The sequence below is a fragment of the Campylobacter concisus genome (assembly GCF_003049065.1).
Classification (GTDB): domain Bacteria; phylum Campylobacterota; class Campylobacteria; order Campylobacterales; family Campylobacteraceae; genus Campylobacter_A; species Campylobacter_A concisus_BE.
Window position 1 is genome coordinate 1 of record NZ_PISC01000002.1, and the last position, 20449, is coordinate 20449.

Here is a 20449-nt window from a genome sequence, read left to right on the forward strand (position 1 = left end):
AAGTTGTAGATCTTTAAATGTGCTTTTTAGTTGATTTAGAGCTGGGTTATTAGTATCTGCTTCTAAGCTTGCTTCATAGTTGCCATCTTTTATCTCATTTACAAAGGTGTTGGCTTTTTGGATGAAGGTGTTCTCTTTTTCTTTAGATGTTTGGATCTTTTGGATGTTTTCATTTATAAGAGAAGACATAACGCCAAATTCATCTTTAGAAACGATATTTGACTTAACTGGCTCTTTGATCTCGTAATTTAGAAATTTAAAGAACGAAATAAGCGAATCAGATATCTTTGAGAGTGGCTTAAGCGATCTGCTAACGATAAATATAAGAAGCGCTACGATGACTACTATAAATATAACTGAAGAGATGACTTGTGAGACAAGTGTTTTGCTAAGGCTTCCGTCATAATCGCTCCAAGAGTTTGCAGAACATACAAGCCAGTTTGCTTGATCGTAAAGCTCGCAAGCAAGAAGCCTCTCTGTGCCTCTAAGATTATAAGTAAATGTTTTATCTCCATTTTTCTTATACTCGTTTGAGTAGTCGTCAATTATCTTCATAGCTTCACTAGCATCAGATAAAACAAGATCCTTATGAACAAAATGAATTATCTTTTTATGCTCAAGATCCATCAAAGCTATCGCGCTACTTGGAGTTGGTTTTATCTTATTAAGCTCATTATCAAGCTTATCTATGCCCATATCCACGCCAAAGACACCAACAACCTTGCCATCAACAACTATCTTTTTAGCGATAGTTAAATTTAAGCCACCAGCTGAGCTTGTGTATGGAGCTGAAAAGATAATGCCCTCTTTTGCGATAGCGTCCTTGTACCAGCCTTTAACCCTCGCATCATAGTTTTTTCTCTGATCAAAAACCATAAATTTACGCTCTTTGCCATCAAGCACAGCGTTATAAACAGCACCATCAGTTGCATAGCCAAAGTAAAACTCAGAAAAATCAGTAACCTGCGCTGCGTTCATCAGCACTTTTTCTAAAGCCTCTTTGTCATCTAAAATTTGCGGATGCGCCTCGATGTAACTAGAAAAATTTTGAACGGCTGCAAGCTTATCTTCAAAAAATGCATTCATATAAAACTGCAAAATTTTTGAAGCTGAAGTCTTAGACTCCTTTGCTAGATCATAAATCCTCTCCTTGGTATTTGTGTAATTCACCGTTGAAAACACGCCAAGCGAGACAACTAAAAGCACCACGATAATGAGTGCTATCTTGTTTGCTGCTTTTTTCATAAACAAAATCCCTTTGTGTAAATTTTATGTTTATATCGGCAAAAATTTTTTATGGTTAATAGCTATTTACAATTATTTAGGTGTGAAATTTCAAGTAAAATTTCACATAAATTTTAGTTTCTAGCATCTGCTAAAACAAGCGCAAAAAGCACATCAACGCCTGCTTTTTGAAGCGTATCTCTAGCTTCTAGTATCGTTGTGCCAGTCGTTACTATATCATCAACCAAGATAACTGGCGCGGTGATCTTTTTTAAAATTTTAAAATTTCTTGGATTGTTTTGTCTAAATTTAAGATCCTTGCCGCTGTAACTGACACTGCTTGTCGCATGCAGGGCGTGAAAGATCGGTTTAAGGTTTTTAGCACGAAGTTCATTTGCCAAAATAGCCGTGTGCGAGTAGCCATGATGCACTCTATCATCTATCGGCAGGGCGTAAATTTGCTCTGGGAAGCTAAAGCTTTTAGCAAATTTCTTAAATGCAAATTTGGCTAAATTTTTATAGATAAAAAGTCCGTGCATTTGGTGCTTTGAGTGGATGAGCTCTTTGATCTCAGAGTAGCCGTAGAAGCTATAAATTTTAAAGCCCTCTAGCTCTCTTACCAAAGGGCTTGGCTCGCTTAAAATTTGCGAGCAGGTTTTACAAAATGTCTTTAGCGTAAAGCTCTTGCAAAACGCACAAAACATTAGCTATTTAAGATAGCGATCGCAGAGCGCTTAACGGCGTCATTAATGATGTCTGTTAAGAATGGCTTAAATGCTCCGCCAGTGCGAACTAGCTCAAATTTGGTTTGGTTGTTTGAGATATTTTTGATGATGCTTTGATCGCCTTTTTGGATTTTAAGAGTGATCTTTATCTTGCCCCTTGTGTTGTCGCTGCCATATCCGCTCATATTTGCTTCAAATTCGTTTATGAAAACTTCAACAACGACACCACCCATGCCATTTACATTTGCGCCACGTGCTGCAAGCTCTCTTTTAAGGGAGTCGCTAAAGTAAGTCGCAAGATCGTTTTGAAGCACGACATACTCTTTTACAGTGCCTCTACCATCGGTTATAGTGGCAATAGTACTTTTGTTTTTGCGACTATCATGCACCGCGCTTATATAGACTTCAAGACCGTTAGCTTGCTGACTTGCAGCAGTTTTGTAAGGATCAAACGCAACTACTGTCTGAGTAGGCGCACAACCGCTCAAAAATAGGACAAAAAGTCCAAAGATAGCTAGAAATTTAAATTTACTCATATTTTTCCTTTCAAAGTTTAGTGATCTCATCAGCCACTTTTATGGCAGCTTGCTTAACTAAAAGCGCGATAAAGAAGTCAAACTGACCGCTTCTTGATGCCTCAAGCTCCTCCACGTGGTGTCTAGTCGAGATAGGAATTCGTTTTTTGAAATTTATATCTGAAAGCACAAGCTCGCCGTATAGATGTCCATTTAAAATTTCTGAGCTTCTTGAGTAAGTGCCTCTAAGCTCGTCAAATCTAAAATCAAGCCTATATGTATAAGGCGATGTTTGCGTATCCACGACCACGATGCCACGCGAATTTAGCTCACGTTTTAAAAACATATAAAAGAGCACTTCAAGGCGTGGGTTTGAGTTAAAGACTACGCCGCTACCATCTTCTCTTGTGTAATAAATCGACCTTGCGCTGCTTCTAGCATCCACGATCCTATGAAAATATACCTTTTTTAGCCCAACATTTATGTCGATCATATTTTTTTCTAAGCAGCAGTTTATCGCCACGTCGCTTCTATACTTGACGCCATTTATAAAGACGCCATCGCCCCTGCCTTTGCAAGCACTGCAGTCAGCTGGGATCCTCATAACCTCTTCAAAATAGGTCTTATCTTCGCTACTTATGCTTGCACTTTGCACGCCGTCTATGCCCTCGCACGATAGACAAAGGCTAGCTTTTGCCACGCAGCCAGTTAGAAAGACGGCTGCAAAAACTGCTAATAATGTCGCTCTTAGCATTTCACTTCCTTTTGCTCCTTTTGTTTTTTGCGGATATTTTTCACGCTCTCGCCTGCGATGCCGTAGTTGTTCGTATCGATCTCATCGATAATGACAACGGTATTTTGAGCGCTTCTACCTAAAATTTCGCTTATTAGCTTTGTAACTCCGCTTATCATATTCTCTTTTTGCTCCACGCTTGGGCTATCACCCTCTTTTGTAACGCAAATTTTCACAAACGGCATAGCACTCCTTTTTGTAAATTTAGCACTTAAATTTTAATCAAAACCTATCCACCAAACGAGCTCCCAAATGCGGCAGTATCGCCACCTCAAAAGAAGGCGAGATATTTTGTGATGATTTTGAAAGCTGTGACGTGAAATTTTGGTGCGGATAGAACATATAGTTCATCAAGCCAAAATTTCACTAACTCTTTCAAAAGGGCACAAAAGATAAGCCGCTAGTCTATTTTTAGGACGGATAAAAACGCCTCCTGCGGCAAATTCACCTTGCCAATGGCCTTCATCCTCTTCTTACCCTCTTTTTGCTTTTCAAGCAACTTCCTCTTACGAGTGATGTCGCCGCCGTAGCACTTGGCTGTGACGTTTTTGCCCATTGATTTTACGGTTTCTCGGGCGATTATTTTATTGCCGATGCTAGCTTGTATCGCCACTTCAAAGAGCTGACGCGGCACGATCTCTTTCATCGCCTTTACGAAGTCTCTGCCCTTTGTCTGCGCCTTGCTCTCAGGCACGATGATAGAGAGCGCATCGACCGTCTCGCCGGCCACTTTGACATCAAGCTTCACTAGATCGCCCACGCGGTAGTCGCTAGGCTCGTAGTCAAAGCTCGCGTAGCCTTTGGTGCTTGACTTTAGCTTATCGTAAAAGTCCATCACGATCTCGTTCATCGGTATGTCATACTCTAGTAAAACGCGGTCAGTTGTGATGTAGTCCATCTTTGTTTGTATGCCGCGGCGGTTGTTTAAAAGTGTAATGATATTGCCTAAAAACTCGCTTGGCGTGATGATAGTAGCCTTTACGTATGGCTCAAGGATCGAGTCTATTTTATTTACAGGCGGCAACTGGCTTGGGTTTTGTATCTTTAAATTTAACCCGTCAGTTTGGATGACTTCATAAGTCACAGTTGGCGCTGTGGCGATGAGATCAAGGTCAAACTCACGCTCCAGCCTCTCTTTGACGACCTCCATATGAAGAAGACCTAAAAAGCCAACCCTAAAGCCAAATCCAAGTGCGACCGAGGTCTCTGGTTCGTAGCTAATGGAGCTGTCATTTAGCTTTAGCTTATCTAGCGCGTCACGCAGATCTTCAAATTTATCAGTTTCTATTGGATAAAGTCCCGCAAAAACAAACGGCTTAGCCCTCTCAAAGCCGCCAACTGGCTCTTTTAGCGGGTTTCTAGCCTGCGTCATCGTATCGCCCACCTGCACGTCACTAACGTTTTTAAGCCCCAAAACCACGATGCCAACCTCACCAGCGCTAAGCGTTTTGGTTTTGATCGGTGCTATAGGATTTGGATACATGAGGTCTAGCACGATATGTTTTTTGCCCGTGCCCATGACCAAAATTTCATCATTTTTTGAAATTTCACCATCATAAACACGCACAAGAGCAAGCGCACCAAGGTAGTTGTCAAACCAGCTATCGTAGATTAGCGCCTTTGTAGGCTTGCTTGCGTCGCCATTTGGCGCAGGGATCCTCGTGATGATCGCTTCTAGAAGCTCTTTTATGCCAACGCCTGTTTTTGCGCTCACTTCGATCGCTCCTGAGCAGTCAAGTCCGATGATGTGCTCGATCTCGTCTTTTGCCCTAGCAGGGTCAGCCGCTGGTAGGTCGATCTTGTTGATGACTGGGATGATCTCTAGGTTGTTTTCAAGCGCGATATAGACGTTTGCGATGGTTTGCGCCTCCACGCCCTGGCTAGCATCCACGACAAGCAGCGCACCCTCGCAACTAGCCAAAGAGCGGCTCACCTCGTAGCTAAAATCTACGTGTCCTGGGGTGTCTATCAAATTTAGAACAAAATTTTGCCCATTTAGTGCGTAGTTTAGGCGGACAGACTGGGCTTTGATCGTGATGCCACGCTCTTTTTCGATGTCCATCGTGTCCATGATTTGCGAGCTCATCTCACGGTCGCTTACGGCGCCACACTCCTGAATGAGACGATCAGCAAGCGTGCTTTTGCCGTGGTCGATGTGAGCGATGATGCTAAAGTTTCTAATGTTTTTCATGAAATCCCTAGTTAAATTTTAGGCGATTTTATAAAAAAAATCGTTAAAGTTGAGTAAAAATGAGTTTGTTAGGCTAGCAAGGCTTAAATTTAAAGCTCAAATTTAGCTCTTAAACTTTTACGCAAAGCGCAGAGCACAACGCAAAGTGAATATAAAAAATAAAGATAAGCAAGAAGTGGCAAAAAAGCTAAAAAAGCTGAAGCATAAACTAAAGCACTAAGCCCGTATGTCGCATTTGCCAATGCTGGCACGTAATAAGTCCAAAGCTCTGGCTGTTCGAATGGAGCATCTATGGCATTAAAATATAGAGCAAAATTTAACCCTAGCAACAAAATAAATATATAGCCCTTTTTCATACAAAATAGAGCGCAGATCAAGGCTACTACAAAATTTACTGCGATAAGATGGGTTATATCAATAAAAACACAAAGCAACCCCATAGCCACGACTACTAGATATTCATTTTTTATGAGAAACATTAAATTTAAGCCTTTTGCGTCAAATTTTAGTGATGATGCCCAAAGTGCTCGTCTTTATGCGCGCTTTTTAGCTCGCAGATGAGATCATCTTTATGTCCAAGGCTCTCGCTCTCAAACTGAAGTGTGACATGGCCGATGCCAACGTGAGAAAGCTCATGCTCGATGCGCTTTATCATCTTTGAAATTTCAGCCACGCTTAGCGCATCATCCACCACCACGTGGGCTATGAGCGCGTTTGTGCCAGCATTTATCGCCCAGATATGCAGGTCATGCACGATTTTAACGCCATCTACGCCCTTTATAACGCCTAAAATTTCATCCGTATCAAGCTTAAGCGGCACGGCTTCGATCAGGATATTAAAGCTATCTTTTAGCAAGCTAGCGCCGCTTTTTATGATGAGTAGCGAGACAAAGATACTTGCGATACTATCGGCCTGCGTGAAGTTAAATTTCATCACAAGAAGCGCCGCAATGATGGCGCCAACTGAGCCAAGCGTATCGCCAAGCACGTGCAAATAAGCACCTTTCATGTTTAAATTCTCTTTTGTATCAGCACTTTTATGCATATAAATAGCCACGACCAAATTTACCACAAGCCCCAAAATACTAACAAAAAGCATCGTTTCAGCCTCTATCTCTGGCTCGTTAAAAAGCCTGATGATAGCTTCAACTACGACAAAAATGGCGAGTGCGATAAGAGCGATGGCGTTTATGAAAGCAGCGATGATCTCGACCCTTTTGTAGCCAAAGGTCTTTTGTAAATTTGCCCTTTTTTCTGAAATTTTAAACGCCATTAGTGACAAAAATAGCGCGGCAGCGTCTGAGAACATGTGAAATGCGTCGCTAATAAGCGCAAGCGAGTTTGAAACGAAGCCAAAAACGGCCTCAACTATCATAAACGTGAAAATTAGAAAAAATGAATTTCTAAGAACACTCTTGTTGTGCATCATTATCCTTCTTTTGGGCGTCGATCCTCTTGCCTATATCTTTTAAATTTGAAAATTCCTCGATTAGCTTTGGCGAGTCGTCAAGGCTGATGACGAAATTCCATATATAGGTCATCACAGAGTAGATGTGGCCGGCATTTGTCTGCTGCGAGCTTAACACTATTATCGCCACCAAAAAGAGCAGCGAAGCGCTAATGCCGATGATAAAATAGCTCATCGCTTCCCTATTTGAGATCGCTATACGAAATTTAGAAACGACATCGTAGTGCCTATTTAGCGTGCTTTTATTAAAAACACCTATAACTTTTGCCTCTTTTTCTAAGCGGTCATTTAAGCGAAGATAAAGATCGTCATTTTTCTTGATATATCTTGGCAAAAATATAAGAAAAAAGGTCATCACTACAAAGCACGCCACAGCGACCTTTGGCCGGGCAAAATGAGCATAAACGCTGAGCCGATGATCGAAATGACCGATGTAAAAAACATAGGAAAATGCGTCTCAAAGAAATTTACAAACTCTCGCGAGAGCGCTACTCTGGCGATGATGGCAGAGTCGTCTTTGGCATTTTGTTTTTCATTCATGATAACATTTACAGCAAGCTTTGCATAGATATTTGCAAAGACTTGCGTATCCACGCGGCGTCTAATGGCTCCTACAAGCCACGCTACGAGCACAAAAAGTGCGTAAATGAGGGCATTTAACGTATTTCCTTGTATGATTGCGTTGATCGCAAAGCCTGCAAATATCGGATAAGCTAGAAAAAGTCCGTTCTCTGCTAGCACAAAAGCAAAGGTTAAAATGAGCTTTTTGTTATGCTCGGCCGCTATTCCTTTTAGCGTTTTAAATGCGTTATTTTGCAAATTTACTCCTAAAAATTTTGCGAATTTTAGCTCAAATTTATAAATTTTGAAAAATTTTTTGTTGTAACTCTTGACATTACAACAAAAATTTACTATACTTCGCTCATCTGTTGTAAATAAAAAGATTACAACACAAAAAACAAGGAGAACAAAATGAAAAATTATCAGGTTGCAAAGATCACAAACGAGCCAAGAGTTGAGCTAAAAGAGGCTTTAAATTTAACTGGCTGTGAGGTATCTATAAACGAGCTTCCAGCAAACACAAGCGTGCCATTTGTCCATGCGCACAAGCAAAACGAGGAGCTTTACATCATCACTGAGGGCGATGGCGAACTTTTTATCGACGGTGAAGTGATAAAAGTAAGCAAAGGCGACGCGGTGCGCATAGATCCAGAGGGTAAGAGGTGCTTTAGGGCTGGCAAAAACGGCATCAAAATGATCTGCATCCAAACAAAACGCGGTAGCCTAGAGCAATACACAATGAGCGACGGCGTGATAGTTGATGACGTAAAGCCAAGCTGGCTGTAAATTTAAAAAGCAAAATTTAAATAGCAATCTTAGGCACAAACGGCAAAAGCGGCGTAAATTTATCTAAAAATGGCTTTAAAACTCGGCGATCGTTAGAAACAAAGAGTAAAACGACGACGTAAAAGTCATCTATAAAAGATATTTTTGAGCCTACAAAAGCTGATATAACAGGCTTTGGTGCGGTTATCAGCGCATTTGCCGTTTGGTCGTTATAAACCTTCTTTTCTCACAAAAAAGTGGTCGCTCACCTAGTAAATTTACTAGAAGGCACCAATACAAGGCTCATCGTAGCTCTTGGCGCTGGCACGTTATTTGTTGATAGCAAAGGCACTATGGTCATGGATACGCCAGACTTCCCAGCGGCATATATGGGCGTGGCAAAGGCTACGGCGGAGTCTTATTTTGAGCTAAAAGGTAGCGCAAATGTGCTTTGGACATACGTAAGTCCAGCAGGCGACTACGACGCAAACGGCGCTCGCACTGGCAAATACGTGCTTGGCGGAGATGATCTCATACTAAACTCAAAAAATGAGAGCTACATAAGCTACGCAGGCCTTGCGCTTGCGATCATTGACGAGCTAAAAAACAAGAAATTTATCCAAAAGCGCTTTACCGCCGTCAGCGAGAGAGCGTGAGTTTATAAATTTGAGAGCTGCAAAGGCTCGTAAGTCAAATTTAGCTGGCTGTCTTTGGTAGAAAATTTAAGTATAATCACGAAAAAATTTAAGGGAGCTTATGCAAGTTGGCATTAAATTTTCAACTGCGATACACGCACTTTTGTGTGCTAAATTTTTTGAAAACGAGAAGGTTACAAGCGAATTTATAGCAGGTAGCATAAATACAAACCCAGTTATCGTTAGGCGTCTGCTTGGCACTCTAAAGGCTGCAGGGCTCGTAAATGTCGCAGCTGGAGTTGGCGGGGTGAACCTTGCAAAAGAGCCAAAAGATATAAATTTGCTTGAAATTTTTAACGCAGTAAATGATAAAGAAAAACTTTTTAAAATTCACTCTGACTCACCAAAAGCCTGCCCAGTTGGCGGTAGGATAGAAAAGCTTTTGTCTGGGCACTTTTTAAGAGCACAAACTGCCCTAGAAAACGAGCTAAAAAGCGTTACTTTGCAAGATTTATTAGACGAGCTTGCAAGATAAATTTAGGCTAGAGCTTGATCCTTTCTAGCCTAAAATAAATTTACAAACTACTCCTGCATCGCTATCCATTTTTGTGCGATCCTAACGGCATTTGTCGCAGCTCCCACGCGGATCTGATCGGCACTGCACCAAAGGTGAAGCACATTTGATCTAAAGTTATCAACCCTGATCCTGCCAACGTAAGTCTCGTTTGTATCGCTTGAGATAGTAGGCATCGGATACTCTTTTTTAGCTGGATTATCAACTACGACGACGCTTGGAGCTTTGCTTAAAACCTCTCTTGCCGCATCTGCGCTCACGTCTTTGTCAAAGTGGATGGTGATCGCCTCAGAGTGGCTTCTAAGCACTGGCACACGCACGCAAGTAGCGCTCACTTCGATATCTTTGTGAAGAATTTTTTGCGTTTCATTGACCATTTTCATCTCTTCTTTTGTGTAGTCGTTGTCCAAAAAGACGTCGATGTGTGGGATCACGTTTAGCGCTAGGCGGTGCGCAAAGACCTTTGGCTCGCACTCATCAAGCTTAAATTCAAAAAACTTTTGCATCTGAACGACAAGCTCTTCCATGCCCTCTTTGCCAGCGCCACTTGCTGCTTGATAGGTAGAAACATCAACCCTGTTGATGCCAAAAGCGTCGTTTAGGGGCTTTAAAATTTGCACCATTTGGATGGTTGAGCAGTTTGGATTTGCGATGATGCCGCGGTTTTTCCATTGCGCTATATCGCTTGGGTTACACTCTGGAACGACTAGTGGGATATCTTTATCCATCCTAAAATGGCTGGTATTGTCGATAACTACCGCGCCGCTGTCGGCTGCAAATTTGGCAAATTTCTCTGAAACTGAGCCACCTGCGCTAAAAAATGCGATATCGATCTCGTGCTCGCTAAAAACTTTCTCGGTTAGCTCTTTTACTTTGTAGTGTTTGCCCTTAAATTCGATCTCCATGCCAACGCTCTTTGCGCTTGCAAGTGGTAAAAGCTCACCAACTGGGAAATCAACCTCCTCCATAACTCTAAAAAGCTCTTCGCCGACCGCTCCAGTAGCACCAACGACCGCTACGTTAAATTTTCTCATCTGCTCTCCTTGGTTTCTTTTAATTTTCTTAATTTGCATAATTTTACTAGCCAAAAACTTAAATTTTTACCTATTTTTTACTTCTTGCTTGCAAAAATAGATCTTTTGGCAAAATTTCATCGCCCTCGCTTAGTATCGCTGCACGCTGCACGACTGAGATGAGCTCTCTTATGTTGCCTGGGTAGTCGTAGCCCAAAAGCTCCTCTTTGGCTGCTTTTGAGAAATTTTTAGCCTCAAAGCCATACTCTTTGCAGCATTTGTCCAAAGCATCCTGCGCGATAGGCAAAATTTCATCCTTTCGCTCGCGAAGTGGCGGGATGAAAAGCGGGATCGTGTTTAGGCGGTAGAAAAGGTCCTCTCTAAACTTGCCCTCTTTCATAGCAAGCTCTAAATTTGCATTTGTAGCGCAGATGATGCGAACGTCTATCTTTTCGCTCTTTGTAGCGCCAAGCCTTGTTATCTCGCGCTCTTGTAAGGCACGAAGCAATTTTGGCTGTAAATTTATAGGCATCTCGCCGATCTCATCTAAAAATAGCGTTCCGCCATTTGCCAGCTCAAACTGCCCTTTTTTTGTGGTCGCTGCGTCAGTAAAAGCGCCTTTTTCAAAGCCAAAAAGCTCACTTTCTATCAAATTTTCAGGGATCGCAGCCATATTTAAAGCGACAAACGCAGCATCTTTTCTAGGTGAGTTTGCGTGGATAAATTTAGCAAAGACCTCCTTGCCAACGCCGCTTTCGCCACTAAGCATGACTGAGGCGTCAGTTCTTGCAGCTTTTAGCGCGATATTTAGCGTGGCTTCTAGCGCTTTTGAACTGGCTAAAAAGCCGTTATTTTCACTTTTGGTTTCAACTTTTTTTATGCTTTTTGGAGTTTTTTGTTTTAGCGCCTCTACCCTTTTTATCGCTTCATATAGCGTTGAGACGTCAAATGGCTTGGTTAAAAAGTCCTTCACGCCGAGCCTAACGCTTTCGATCGCCTTGTTAAGTGTGGCGTTTCCAGTCATTATGATGACGTCAAATTTGCCGTTTAGCTCCTTAATGAACTCAAGTCCGTCCATCTTTGGCATGTTTATGTCGGTGATGATTAGATCAGTGTCGTCGCTTAGCTTTTTTAGAGCCTCAACTGCGCTCTTGTAACTCTTGATGTTTAGCTCTTCATACTCGCCAAGTGCGATCTCAAGCGACTTTCGCATATTGATGTCATCTTCTACTATGACGATATTCATTTGATCTCTTTTTTATTGAAGTGTGCCGATGATAGCGGATTTTGGCTTAAATTCCACCATAAATCTAACTGGCAAAATTTTCAAATTTGAAGCGTTTGTGACCTGTGAGTTTTTGACATTTAGCTCATTTTTTATCATCACTTTTTTTAAAGCAAAGCAGTCAAAAATTTCATCTTTGTGTAAATTTAAAAAGCCAAGAGTTGTGGTATTTTCATCTTTAAAAGCATCTATCTGACAAAGAAATTTTGGTTTTGGATTGGGTGTTAGGGTCATCGCCTTTGAAAATGAAATTTCCTCAAAGGCAACTATTTGATTTTTCGTATCGACCTTTGCCCAGAAGATAAACTCCTCCAGGCAAAAGGCAAAATTTAAAAGTATCGTTAGTAAGAAAAGACTTCTCGCCACTTGTCTTCGTCTATCTTAAGCTCCATATTTACCTTATAAAGCCCGTCTTTGAAATTTTCATTCACGATCCTTGCATTTTTGACAAGACCTTGAACCTTTGAAGTGATAGATGAGTCATTTAGCATCGCATCTCTTACGGTGTCTTCAGCGTTGATCTTTACGCCATAAAGCTTGCCAGCAAGCTGCGAATAAGCATCAGCCATCGCTGCTCTTTTTGCAAGAGTGACTGACTGAGCGTATGAGAGCGAATTTAGCGGAGCTATGCCCTCGCCTGTGGCTCTAAAAGTGGTCTCTCTTGGAGCGCTATCATATATCATCTTCTCTTTTTTCATCACCTCTCTAAGATCGTCTTTATCGACCTTTTGGATGACTACGTTGCGGTTTGATGTGCTAGTTGGCTCGCCCATAAAGCCGTTAAATGAGCAGCCGCTAAAAATAGCGATCATCAAAGCAAAAGATAAAATTTTAACCTTCATAAACAACCTTTTTTATGCTTTTATTTAAAATTTAATAGCAAAATTTATTCCAAAAGCCCCATATCTTCGCTTGGTGCTTCATCCTCATCTTCGCCATCATCTGCTTTAGGGCATCTTGCGATACTTACAACATCGTCGCCATCGACATTTACGACGATAACGCCGCTTGTGTTACGTCCTGCTTTGCGGATGCTTTGCATATCAACTCTTATCATCTTGCCGCTTGATGTTAGAGCCATTAGATCTTGCTCTTCATCAACCATCACAACGCCTACTAGATCGCCTGTTCTGCTTGTTAGCTTCATGCAGATAACGCCTTTGCCGCCGCGGTTTGTCAAGCGGTACTCATCAGCTGTTGTGCGCTTACCGATACCTTTTTGAGATATGCTTAAAATTTCTTGATCATTGCTTTCAATGACTGCTGCGCCTACGACCTCATCGCCTGACTCTTTAAATTTGATACCAGTTACGCCGCGTGCAGTTCTTCCCATTTGGCGAACCTTGCTGATCTTAAATTTAAGGCACATGCCTTTTTTAGTAACGACAAATAACATTGTCTCATCGCCTGAGTTTGCGTCCTCTTCGGCATTTACATTATCTTCGTCGATCTCATTTTGAAGCTCTTCAACTTCAAGCACCTCTGTCTCTACGCTTAGCTCGTTTTCAGGATCGGTGACTGGCATATCATCATATGTTTGAGCGATGAGCGCAGTTACTAGCTCGTCGTTCTCATCAAGACTGATCGCTCTTACGCCAACTGAGCGGATGTTTTTAAACTCGCTTAAATTTGTGCGTTTTACGATGCCGTTTTTAGTGAAGAATGCTAGCGATTTGCTCTCGTCAAAGTCGGTCGTTGGGATGATCGCTTTGATCTTCTCATCAGGCTGCAACTGGATCAAATTTACAACTGCTTTGCCTTTTGCTGTGCGGCTTCCCTCTGGGATCTTATAGACTTTTAGCCAATAAAGCTGTCCGCGATCAGTCACAAACATAAGTGTGTCGTGAGTATTTGAAGTAAAGAAGCTCTCTATAAAGTCATCATCGTATGTCGTGACCGCTACTTTGCCCTTGCCACCGCGTTTTTGCTTCTCATACTGCTTGCTTGGCACACGCTTGATGTAGCCGCGGTGAGTTATGGTTACGACCATATTTTCATTTGGTATGAGGTCCTCAATGTCGATATCATCGTAGTCATCAACGATCTCAGTAACTCTTGGTACTTTAAATTTATTTTTGATCTCAAGAAGCTCTTCTTTGATCAAATTTTCAAGCAATGTCTCGCTCTTTAAAATTTCATCAAGTCTTGCGATCTCAGTCATAAGCTCGGCTAGCTCGGCCTCTAGTTTTTCTCTCTCTAGGCCTGTAAGCTTGCTTAGACGCATATCAAGGATAGCGTTTGCTTGAAGCTCTGAGAGGTTAAATTTACTCATCAAGCCTTCTCTAGCAACGGCTGTATCGGCACTATTTCTAATAAGCTCAATAACCTCGTCGATGTTATCAAGAGCGATCTTTAGACCCTCTAAGATGTGGGCTCTTGCGCGCGCTTTTTCAAGCTCAAATATCGTCCTTCTAATAATAACAGTTTTTCTGTGATTTAAAAATAGCTTAAGTAGCTCGATAAGGTTAAATACCTTTGGCTCTTTGTTATTAATAGCAAGCATAATAACGCCAAAAGTGCTCTCCATCGTGGTTGATTTAAAGAGATTATTTAGCACGATGTCGCTCATAGCGTCGCGTTTTAGCTCGATAACTACACGGATGCCGTCCTTGTCAGACTCATCTCTAACCTCACTGATGCCCTCTATCTGCTTATCTTTTACAAGCTCAGCGATCTGCTCGATAAGTCTAGCTTTGTTTGTTTGATATGGTAGCTCGTCGATAACGATGACATCTTTGTTTGGCTTTTTTTCTATGTGAGTTTTAGCTCTTAGTTTGACCCTGCCACGACCTGTGCGGTAGGCCTCTATGATGCCCTTTTTACCAAAGATGATACCGCCAGTTGGGAAGTCTGGACCTTTGATAAATTCCATAACCTCTTCAAGTGTCGCCTCTTTGTTTTCAAGAAGTAGCAAAAGACCGTCTATTAGCTCATCAAGGCTATGTGGCGGGATATTTGTCGCCATACCGACCGCAATACCGCTTGAGCCGTTTAATAATAAATTTGGCACACGGCTAGGCAAAACATCTGGCTCAACCTCTCTATCGTCGTAGTTTGGTACAAAATCAACCGTATCTTTGTCGATATCTTTTAAAAGCTCTTCAGTAAGCATGGTCATTCTAGCTTCGGTATAACGCATCGCAGCTGCGCTGTCGCCATCAATCGAGCCAAAGTTTCCTTGTCCATCAACGACTGGATAACGCATAGAAAATTTCTGAGCCATACGAACAAGTGCGTCATAAACCGCTATGTCGCCGTGTGGGTGGTACTTACCGATGACTTCACCGACGATACGAGCTGACTTCATATAGGCACTTCTGCTGCCAACGCCGAGGTTATCCATAGCGTATAAAATTCTTCTATGAACTGGCTTTAGTCCGTCTCTAGCATCAGGCAAAGCACGTCCGACGATGACGCTCATAGAGTAGTCAAGATAGCTATTTTTTATAGAATCTTCGATATCAACTGAAGCGATATCTTGAGTTAATTCAAGTAGATTGTCTTTCATTTTTATCCTTAAATTTAGCTTGTGGGATTTTAGCTAAAAATTGATAAAAACTTTCTAAGGGCAAAGCGGCCTGGGTTAAATTTAACCCTTAAGCACGCTCGTAATATGTAGCTCCGTTTGAAAAACGTTTTGTATAAAGTGGTGTGTATGGCACAAGATCAGCGTGTCCTGCGTAGAGCCTGCCCTCTGGTTTAAGTAGCTTGTGCAGCCTTTCTACACACTTTAGCCTAAATGTATCGTCAAAATATATCATCATATTTCGAGATAAAACGATGTCAAATTTACCAAGATTGAACATCGCATCGTCAAAAACGTTTAAAATTTTAAACTCACACCTTGGCAAAATTTCTTTTTTGATGAAAAATTTGTCATCTTTTTTTGTAAAAAATCTCTCTTTTTGAAACTCACTTAGTCTGTGCAAGCTCCTCTCGCCGTAGCATCCAACGCTACAAGCTTGTATGGCTTCTGAGTTTATGTCGATGCCAGTTAGCTGGATATCACTTTGTTTAAGGCCAAATTCATAAGCAAGCATAGCAAGCGAATAGGCCTCATCGCCAGTTGAGCAAGGCGCACATAAAATTCTAGCCTCTCCAAGCTCTTTTGCGTAGTAGATCACGTCTTTTAGCTGTGCTAGCTCTCTATAAAAATATGTCTCATTTACGGTGACTAAATTTAAAAGATCTTGCCTAAGAAGCGTGTCAAATCTTATCATCGAAACTAGATCTTTAAAGCTTTTTATCTGGCGATTTTTAGCAAATATACTAACTCTTTGCAGCGTGATGTCCCTCTTTGGCTCTAGATCGACCCCGCAAAGCGTCTTTATAGTGCTCATAAATTCGTTAAATCCATCCATGTCGCTTGGTGCTTTTGCCTCTAAAACTTCGCTTTGTTTATCCACTTTGTTAAAAAGCATTTAAAAACTCCTCAAGCTCTTTTCTTATCATCATTAAATTTAACGATTTTAAATTTTGATTTAGCTCCTTAGCACGCTTTGGCATGCCATAAACTATCGCGCTCTCTTCGTTTTCAGCTATGCATTTTGCGCCTGCTTTATAGAGCTTATCAAGCCCAGCTGCACCATCATCGCCGATGCCAGTTAGCAAGATCGCAAGTAAATTTACATTTTTGGCGATCTGCGTGCCTGAGTTAAAAAGCACATCAACATTTGGCGTGTATATCGTTTTTATCTCGGGTTGTGGCTTTGCGCTAACTGGCAAAGTCGCTGAAATTTCAAAATTTTGATCACAGATATAGACGATATTTTCTCTTAAATTTGTCTTTTCGCTTAGAATTTCAACATTTATGTTGCACTCCCTGCCCATTTGCGTGACAAATGAGTTTATAAACATCTTGTTCATATGCTGAGCGATGATGACCATCGCACCATTTAAATTTATATCTTTTAATAGTTTTTTTATATGACCTGGACCTCCTGTTGAAGCCCCTATTAAGACCAGTTTTTGAGCCACTAATTGCCTTTAAATTTAAAATTTACCACACAAATCAAGTTCTAAATTCGCCAAGTTTTGCATTTAGCGTATCTGTCATCTTGTTTAGATGCTCAGCAGCTGAAGCTATCTCTTCTACGCTTCTTGTGCTTTGAGATGAAATTTGACTTATGCCCTCCATGCTTTTTACTATATCGTCAATATCCTTGCCAGTCTTTATATAGTCCTCGATAGTTTTATCAGATAGTCCTATGGCTGATCTCATGATATCACTCATATCTCGTATGGTGTTTTGCGCGTTGTTTGCTACGCCTGTTAGCTCGCTTATTTGCTTAGAGTTGATGCTCATTTGCTCGCTGCTTTCATTTATCGCTTGAACGATGACATTGATAGTTGCGTTTATCTCTGTTAGGCTCTTTTGAGTGCGCTCAGCTAGCTTTCTAACCTCATCAGCAACGACTGCAAAGCCACGTCCGTGTTCTCCTGCACGTGCTGCTTCAATGGCTGCGTTAAGAGCTAGTAAATTTGTCTGATCAGCAATGTCATTTATAACCACGAGGACTGATTTTACCTGCTCAGCGTCACGGCTAAGCTGCTCGATCTTGCCAGCCATTTGGTTCTCAATATCTGATGTCTGAGCGATCTCTGAAGATAAATTTGAGATGGTATTTAAGGTCTCATCAACGTAGGTTAGCGCCTTTTGAAGATCATCTTTGCCACCTTTTGCAACTTCGATTGAATCTTTCATATATGATTGTATCTCAGCGCAATCCTTCCCAGCGCCCTCAACTATCTTGCTTGAGTTTTCTACCCCGCGACCAGTTTGGACGGAGGTTGAGCTAAGCTCGTTTGCTATTGAGCTGTTTTCATTTGAGATATCTTTTGCCTCGGCGATTAAAACCCTTACTTTTTCTATAAATTTATTTATAGCCTCGCTGGCTTTAGCTATCTCATCTTTGCCAACGACTTCTAGTTTTCTTGTTAGATCGCCATCGCCACTTGAGAGATTTGTAGCCCGCATGATTAGCTCATTTAGCGGTTTTGTGATAGAAAATTTAGAGTAAAGCATAGCAACTATTAGTGAGATGATTAAAACCACGACAGCTATAACAATGAAATTTGTAGTGTTTGCATTGGCATCATTTTGCATAGTGGCTGAAATTTTATCTATCTCTTTATACATGCCCTCAAGATCAACAACAGACATCAAAAGCACATCCTCATGAAATAAATTTAGCTTTTGTCCACGTGCTATCTTTCTTATAGTATTGCCATCCTTTGACTTCGCAACAAAATTTACAAAGTCTCCATTACTATTTTGCTTAGCCTTTTCGATAAGCTCTTTTACATATTTATAGCCATTTGCGTCAGTTGCGTCAAGCCTATTTTGTCCATTAAATTCAGGTATACCAGGGTTTGCAATAACCACGCCATCTATTGTTGAGAGACTAAAGTAACCAAGCTTGCCATCGCCAAATCTAGCCCTTGAGAGATAGTCGATAATATCTTCTTTTTGATCTTCTATGGTCTCGTTTGCGTCGTCATAGACCTCTTGAATTTTTAGCAAAATGCTTGAGACGATATCCATCTCTTCACTTAAAGCTGCCCTTTTGTCGGCTAAAACCGTTTCAGTTAGCTGTTTGGTAGAAAATTCTATCGCTTTGTTTTGCTCGTAAATGTTTAGAAAGACTAAGATGGCTCCAAGCACCAGTAGGGACGAGACGATCATCATCGTCACTTTTGATGAAATTTTCATAACACCTCCTTTTTTAATGTTTAAATTTCCTTAATTTTGAGATTATAGCACTATTAAAGTGCAATATTTACTTTTTATTTGTGATCTTATATAAAAAGCTAAATATCTCAGCCACCGCTTTATATAAATTTGGCGGTATCTCTTGATCAACCTCGACCTTGCTTAAAATTTCAATGAGATCAGGATCCTCTTTGATCGGTATGTCATGCTCTTTTGCTAGGCTTATTATCTTATTTGCTATCTCGCCAGCACCGCTTGCAAGCACCTTTGGAGCGTTATCTTGCGATCTGTTATAGCCAAGAGCGACGGCTTTTTTCTTATTTACTTGCATCAAATTTTCTTATCAAAGCCCACATCAAGGCCGCCAAAATTTTTAAATCTATCGTTTAGCTTCACCTTTGGCAAGGTTTTGATGTTAAAATTTGAAACGATTAGTCCAAGCTTTGAGATAGCCTGTTTTAGCTCGCTTGAATTTCCTAAGATAAGCTCTTTAAACTCATTTGTCTGCGTTGCCACCGATAGATCGATATAGCGTTTATCCACAAGTCCAACCATCACATTTATCTGGCCAAATTTTTTAAAATTTAGATCGATCTGGGCATAAAATTTATCCTTTTTGCCCTGTTTAAACGCGACATTTCCGCCCTCCACGCCGTCCCAGATATAAGGCATATAAGTTTGTATGCCTCCTTGCAAGCTTGAGACCATCTGGTGCATCTCGATTTGTGAGATCATCTTGTTTGCAGCATTTACGCTCTGGGCGTTTTGGCTCTTTTCACTGATATTTAAAAGAGTGCTTTTTACATCTTGATTTAGCACCTTTGAAATTTCACTGCCGCTCTTTGTCGTGATGTTATTTATGTCGCTTGTGGCTAGTTTTAGCTGCTTTAAAAGCGCCTTACTCTCAAATAGATCGCTTTTAGCTGTACTTGCTTCACTATCAGCCAAGCTTAGGCTGTGAGCTAGGCGTCTTGCCGCACTTTGGAGCTTATCTTGCAAGCTACCCTCTTTTGAGACGTCGCTAAGCTCATTAAACGCCTTTACAAGCCCCGCTTCATCGCCTATGTTATTTAGCATTTTTAGATCATTTTTTAGATTTTCAAGGATAGTTTTTAGCTCTTTGTGATTTGAGCTAAAAGCCGCACTTTGATTTAGCTTTTCGCTTGCTAAATTTGCTACCTTCTCGCTTAAATTTGAGATGAAATTCTCCATCTTGACTATCTGGCTTTTAACCGCGTCTGCGCTTTGCTCTTTTGAGAAGTTTTTATCTAGAAATTTAGCCACATTATCAAGCTTATCCACATCTTTTAAAAGCGTTTTTATGCTTGAGTTATCAAGGATGTTTTTAGCATCACCGCTCGCTTTTTCAAGCATCGAAGTAAGCTTCATAAACGAGTTTTGATTGTCCAAGCTCTCATCATTTAGAGTTAAAATTTGACTAAGAAAATTTTGATTTGAGAGATTTTTTATATCGCTTAGTAGCTTTTGTATCGAGCTTGGCAGCTTCTCTGGAGTAAGTGCATCTTTTAAATTTGCTTCAAGCATGACGCCTGAGTTTTTGATCTGATCATTTAGCGAGCCAGCTTTGAGACCTGCTATTGGTTTTAGAAATTCTTTTAGTTTTAGTGCAAGGCTCTTTATCTCAGGGCTTTCATTTTGCGCAGCTTCTACCTCTAGGCTTTTTGCAAGGTCTGAGAGCTCGCTAGCTAAATTTGGAGCGATCTTAGTATCTTTTGCCTGAGATAAAATTTGCTCAGCTTTACTAAGGCTTGAAGCGCTTTTTAAATCATCAAGCACCCTTGCAACTAGCTTGCCAACGTTATCAAGGGCGTTTGAGACGGTCTGCTCGCTTGGCGTCCCAGCTGGCTGAGCTGGCTGATTTTTAAAAAGCGAACCCTCGTTTTTACGGACAGGCGCGTTTTGGGCGGCGTTTTGCCCAGTTTGAACCGAGGTGTTTGAGATATTTAGAGAATTTGCTACGTCCATTT

At 41.1% G+C, this 20449-nt stretch carries 24 protein-coding genes; 3 read left to right on the forward strand and 21 right to left on the reverse strand.

The features are described from left to right. From CVS81_RS01690 to CVS81_RS10105, 11 genes are all read right to left on the reverse strand, one after another. A partial coding sequence (locus CVS81_RS01690; protein WP_199907136.1) for a cache domain-containing protein occupies positions 1–1245 on the reverse strand: 1245 nt, incomplete at its 3' end. Between the two features lie 113 nt (positions 1246–1358). Then, positions 1359–1928 (reverse strand): ComF family protein, encoded by a 570-nt coding sequence (locus tag CVS81_RS01695; RefSeq protein ID WP_087581017.1) that lies wholly within the window; start codon positions 1926–1928, stop codon positions 1359–1361. Next, complete coding sequence (locus CVS81_RS01700) at positions 1928–2485, reverse strand: YajG family lipoprotein (RefSeq protein ID WP_103580763.1); 558 nt, start codon at positions 2483–2485, stop codon at positions 1928–1930. The genes CVS81_RS01695 and CVS81_RS01700 overlap by 1 nt, the downstream gene beginning before the upstream one ends. A 10-nt stretch (positions 2486–2495) precedes the next feature. After that, complete coding sequence (locus tag CVS81_RS01705; protein ID WP_107964889.1) at positions 2496–3218, reverse strand: hypothetical protein; 723 nt, start codon at positions 3216–3218, stop codon at positions 2496–2498. Further along, a complete protein-coding gene (locus CVS81_RS01710; RefSeq protein ID WP_107964890.1) occupies positions 3212–3442 on the reverse strand; it encodes a 2-hydroxymuconate tautomerase family protein in 231 nt (76 codons plus the stop codon). The genes CVS81_RS01705 and CVS81_RS01710 overlap by 7 nt, the downstream gene beginning before the upstream one ends. A gap of 37 nt (positions 3443–3479) precedes the next feature. After that, positions 3480–3608: a hypothetical protein gene (locus CVS81_RS10095; RefSeq protein ID WP_265094464.1), complete on the reverse strand. Its 129-nt coding sequence runs from the start codon at positions 3606–3608 to the stop codon at positions 3480–3482. 49 nt (positions 3609–3657) lie between these two features. Continuing rightward, positions 3658–5448: a translation elongation factor 4 gene (gene lepA, locus CVS81_RS01715; protein WP_107964891.1), complete on the reverse strand. Its 1791-nt coding sequence runs from the start codon at positions 5446–5448 to the stop codon at positions 3658–3660. An 89-nt stretch (positions 5449–5537) separates the two neighbouring features. Further along, the gene (locus tag CVS81_RS01720) at positions 5538–5927 is read right to left on the reverse strand and encodes a transporter (protein WP_107964892.1); all 390 of its coding nucleotides are present in this window, start codon (positions 5925–5927) and stop codon (positions 5538–5540) included. A gap of 26 nt (positions 5928–5953) precedes the next feature. After that, positions 5954–6874 (reverse strand): cation diffusion facilitator family transporter, encoded by a 921-nt coding sequence (locus tag CVS81_RS01725; protein ID WP_107964893.1) that lies wholly within the window; start codon positions 6872–6874, stop codon positions 5954–5956. Beyond that, on the reverse strand, positions 6852–7271 hold the full coding sequence (locus CVS81_RS10100; protein WP_265094465.1) for an ABC transporter six-transmembrane domain-containing protein: 420 nt from the start codon (positions 7269–7271) through the stop codon (positions 6852–6854). The genes CVS81_RS01725 and CVS81_RS10100 overlap by 23 nt, the downstream gene beginning before the upstream one ends. Before the next feature lie 2 nt (positions 7272–7273). Next, complete coding sequence (locus CVS81_RS10105; RefSeq protein WP_265094466.1) at positions 7274–7735, reverse strand: ABC transporter six-transmembrane domain-containing protein; 462 nt, start codon at positions 7733–7735, stop codon at positions 7274–7276. A gap of 153 nt (positions 7736–7888) precedes the next feature. Here CVS81_RS10105 and CVS81_RS01735 point away from each other — a divergent pair, with 153 nt between their 5' ends. From CVS81_RS01735 to CVS81_RS01745, 3 genes are all read left to right on the forward strand, one after another. Then, positions 7889–8263: a cupin domain-containing protein gene (locus CVS81_RS01735; protein WP_107964894.1), complete on the forward strand. Its 375-nt coding sequence runs from the start codon at positions 7889–7891 to the stop codon at positions 8261–8263. 236 nt (positions 8264–8499) lie between these two features. Further along, positions 8500–8898, forward strand: a complete 399-nt coding sequence (locus CVS81_RS01740; protein ID WP_107964895.1) for an NAD(P)-dependent oxidoreductase — start codon at positions 8500–8502, stop codon at positions 8896–8898. Positions 8899–8998: 100 nt separating this feature from the next. Beyond that, the gene (locus CVS81_RS01745) at positions 8999–9412 is read left to right on the forward strand and encodes an Rrf2 family transcriptional regulator (RefSeq protein WP_107964896.1); all 414 of its coding nucleotides are present in this window, start codon (positions 8999–9001) and stop codon (positions 9410–9412) included. 47 nt (positions 9413–9459) lie between these two features. On the opposite strand, the gene CVS81_RS01750 is transcribed toward CVS81_RS01745, so the two are convergent. The 10 genes from CVS81_RS01750 to CVS81_RS01795 form a co-directional block, all read right to left on the reverse strand. After that, positions 9460–10485 carry an aspartate-semialdehyde dehydrogenase gene (locus CVS81_RS01750; protein WP_107856076.1) on the reverse strand — a complete coding sequence of 342 codons (1026 nt, stop codon included), beginning with the start codon at positions 10483–10485 and terminating at the stop codon, positions 9460–9462. Between the two features lie 70 nt (positions 10486–10555). Beyond that, positions 10556–11710: a sigma-54-dependent transcriptional regulator gene (locus CVS81_RS01755; RefSeq protein ID WP_107964897.1), complete on the reverse strand. Its 1155-nt coding sequence runs from the start codon at positions 11708–11710 to the stop codon at positions 10556–10558. Positions 11711–11722: 12 nt separating this feature from the next. Further along, positions 11723–12115 (reverse strand): hypothetical protein, encoded by a 393-nt coding sequence (locus CVS81_RS01760; RefSeq protein WP_103575248.1) that lies wholly within the window; start codon positions 12113–12115, stop codon positions 11723–11725. Beyond that, positions 12091–12591 carry an LPP20 family lipoprotein gene (locus CVS81_RS01765; RefSeq protein WP_107964898.1) on the reverse strand — a complete coding sequence of 167 codons (501 nt, stop codon included), beginning with the start codon at positions 12589–12591 and terminating at the stop codon, positions 12091–12093. The genes CVS81_RS01760 and CVS81_RS01765 overlap by 25 nt, the downstream gene beginning before the upstream one ends. Before the next feature lie 44 nt (positions 12592–12635). Then, the gene (gene gyrA / locus CVS81_RS01770) at positions 12636–15257 is read right to left on the reverse strand and encodes a DNA gyrase subunit A (protein ID WP_107964899.1); all 2622 of its coding nucleotides are present in this window, start codon (positions 15255–15257) and stop codon (positions 12636–12638) included. Between the two features lie 88 nt (positions 15258–15345). Continuing rightward, entirely contained in the window at positions 15346–16170 is an 825-nt protein-coding gene (locus CVS81_RS01775) for a CheR family methyltransferase (RefSeq protein WP_107964900.1), read from the reverse strand. Beyond that, positions 16160–16726: a CheB methylesterase domain-containing protein gene (locus tag CVS81_RS01780; RefSeq protein ID WP_107964901.1), complete on the reverse strand. Its 567-nt coding sequence runs from the start codon at positions 16724–16726 to the stop codon at positions 16160–16162. Before CVS81_RS01780 ends, CVS81_RS01775 begins: the two co-directional genes overlap by 11 nt. Positions 16727–16760: 34 nt before the next feature. Beyond that, entirely contained in the window at positions 16761–18461 is a 1701-nt protein-coding gene (locus CVS81_RS01785) for a methyl-accepting chemotaxis protein (RefSeq protein ID WP_107964902.1), read from the reverse strand. Between the two features lie 67 nt (positions 18462–18528). Further along, positions 18529–18795, reverse strand: a complete 267-nt coding sequence (locus CVS81_RS01790; RefSeq protein ID WP_223227339.1) for a FlhB-like flagellar biosynthesis protein — start codon at positions 18793–18795, stop codon at positions 18529–18531. Then, the gene (locus tag CVS81_RS01795; RefSeq protein ID WP_107964903.1) at positions 18792–20447 is read right to left on the reverse strand and encodes a flagellar hook-length control protein FliK; all 1656 of its coding nucleotides are present in this window, start codon (positions 20445–20447) and stop codon (positions 18792–18794) included. The genes CVS81_RS01790 and CVS81_RS01795 overlap by 4 nt, the downstream gene beginning before the upstream one ends. Positions 20448–20449 lie beyond the last annotated feature (2 nt).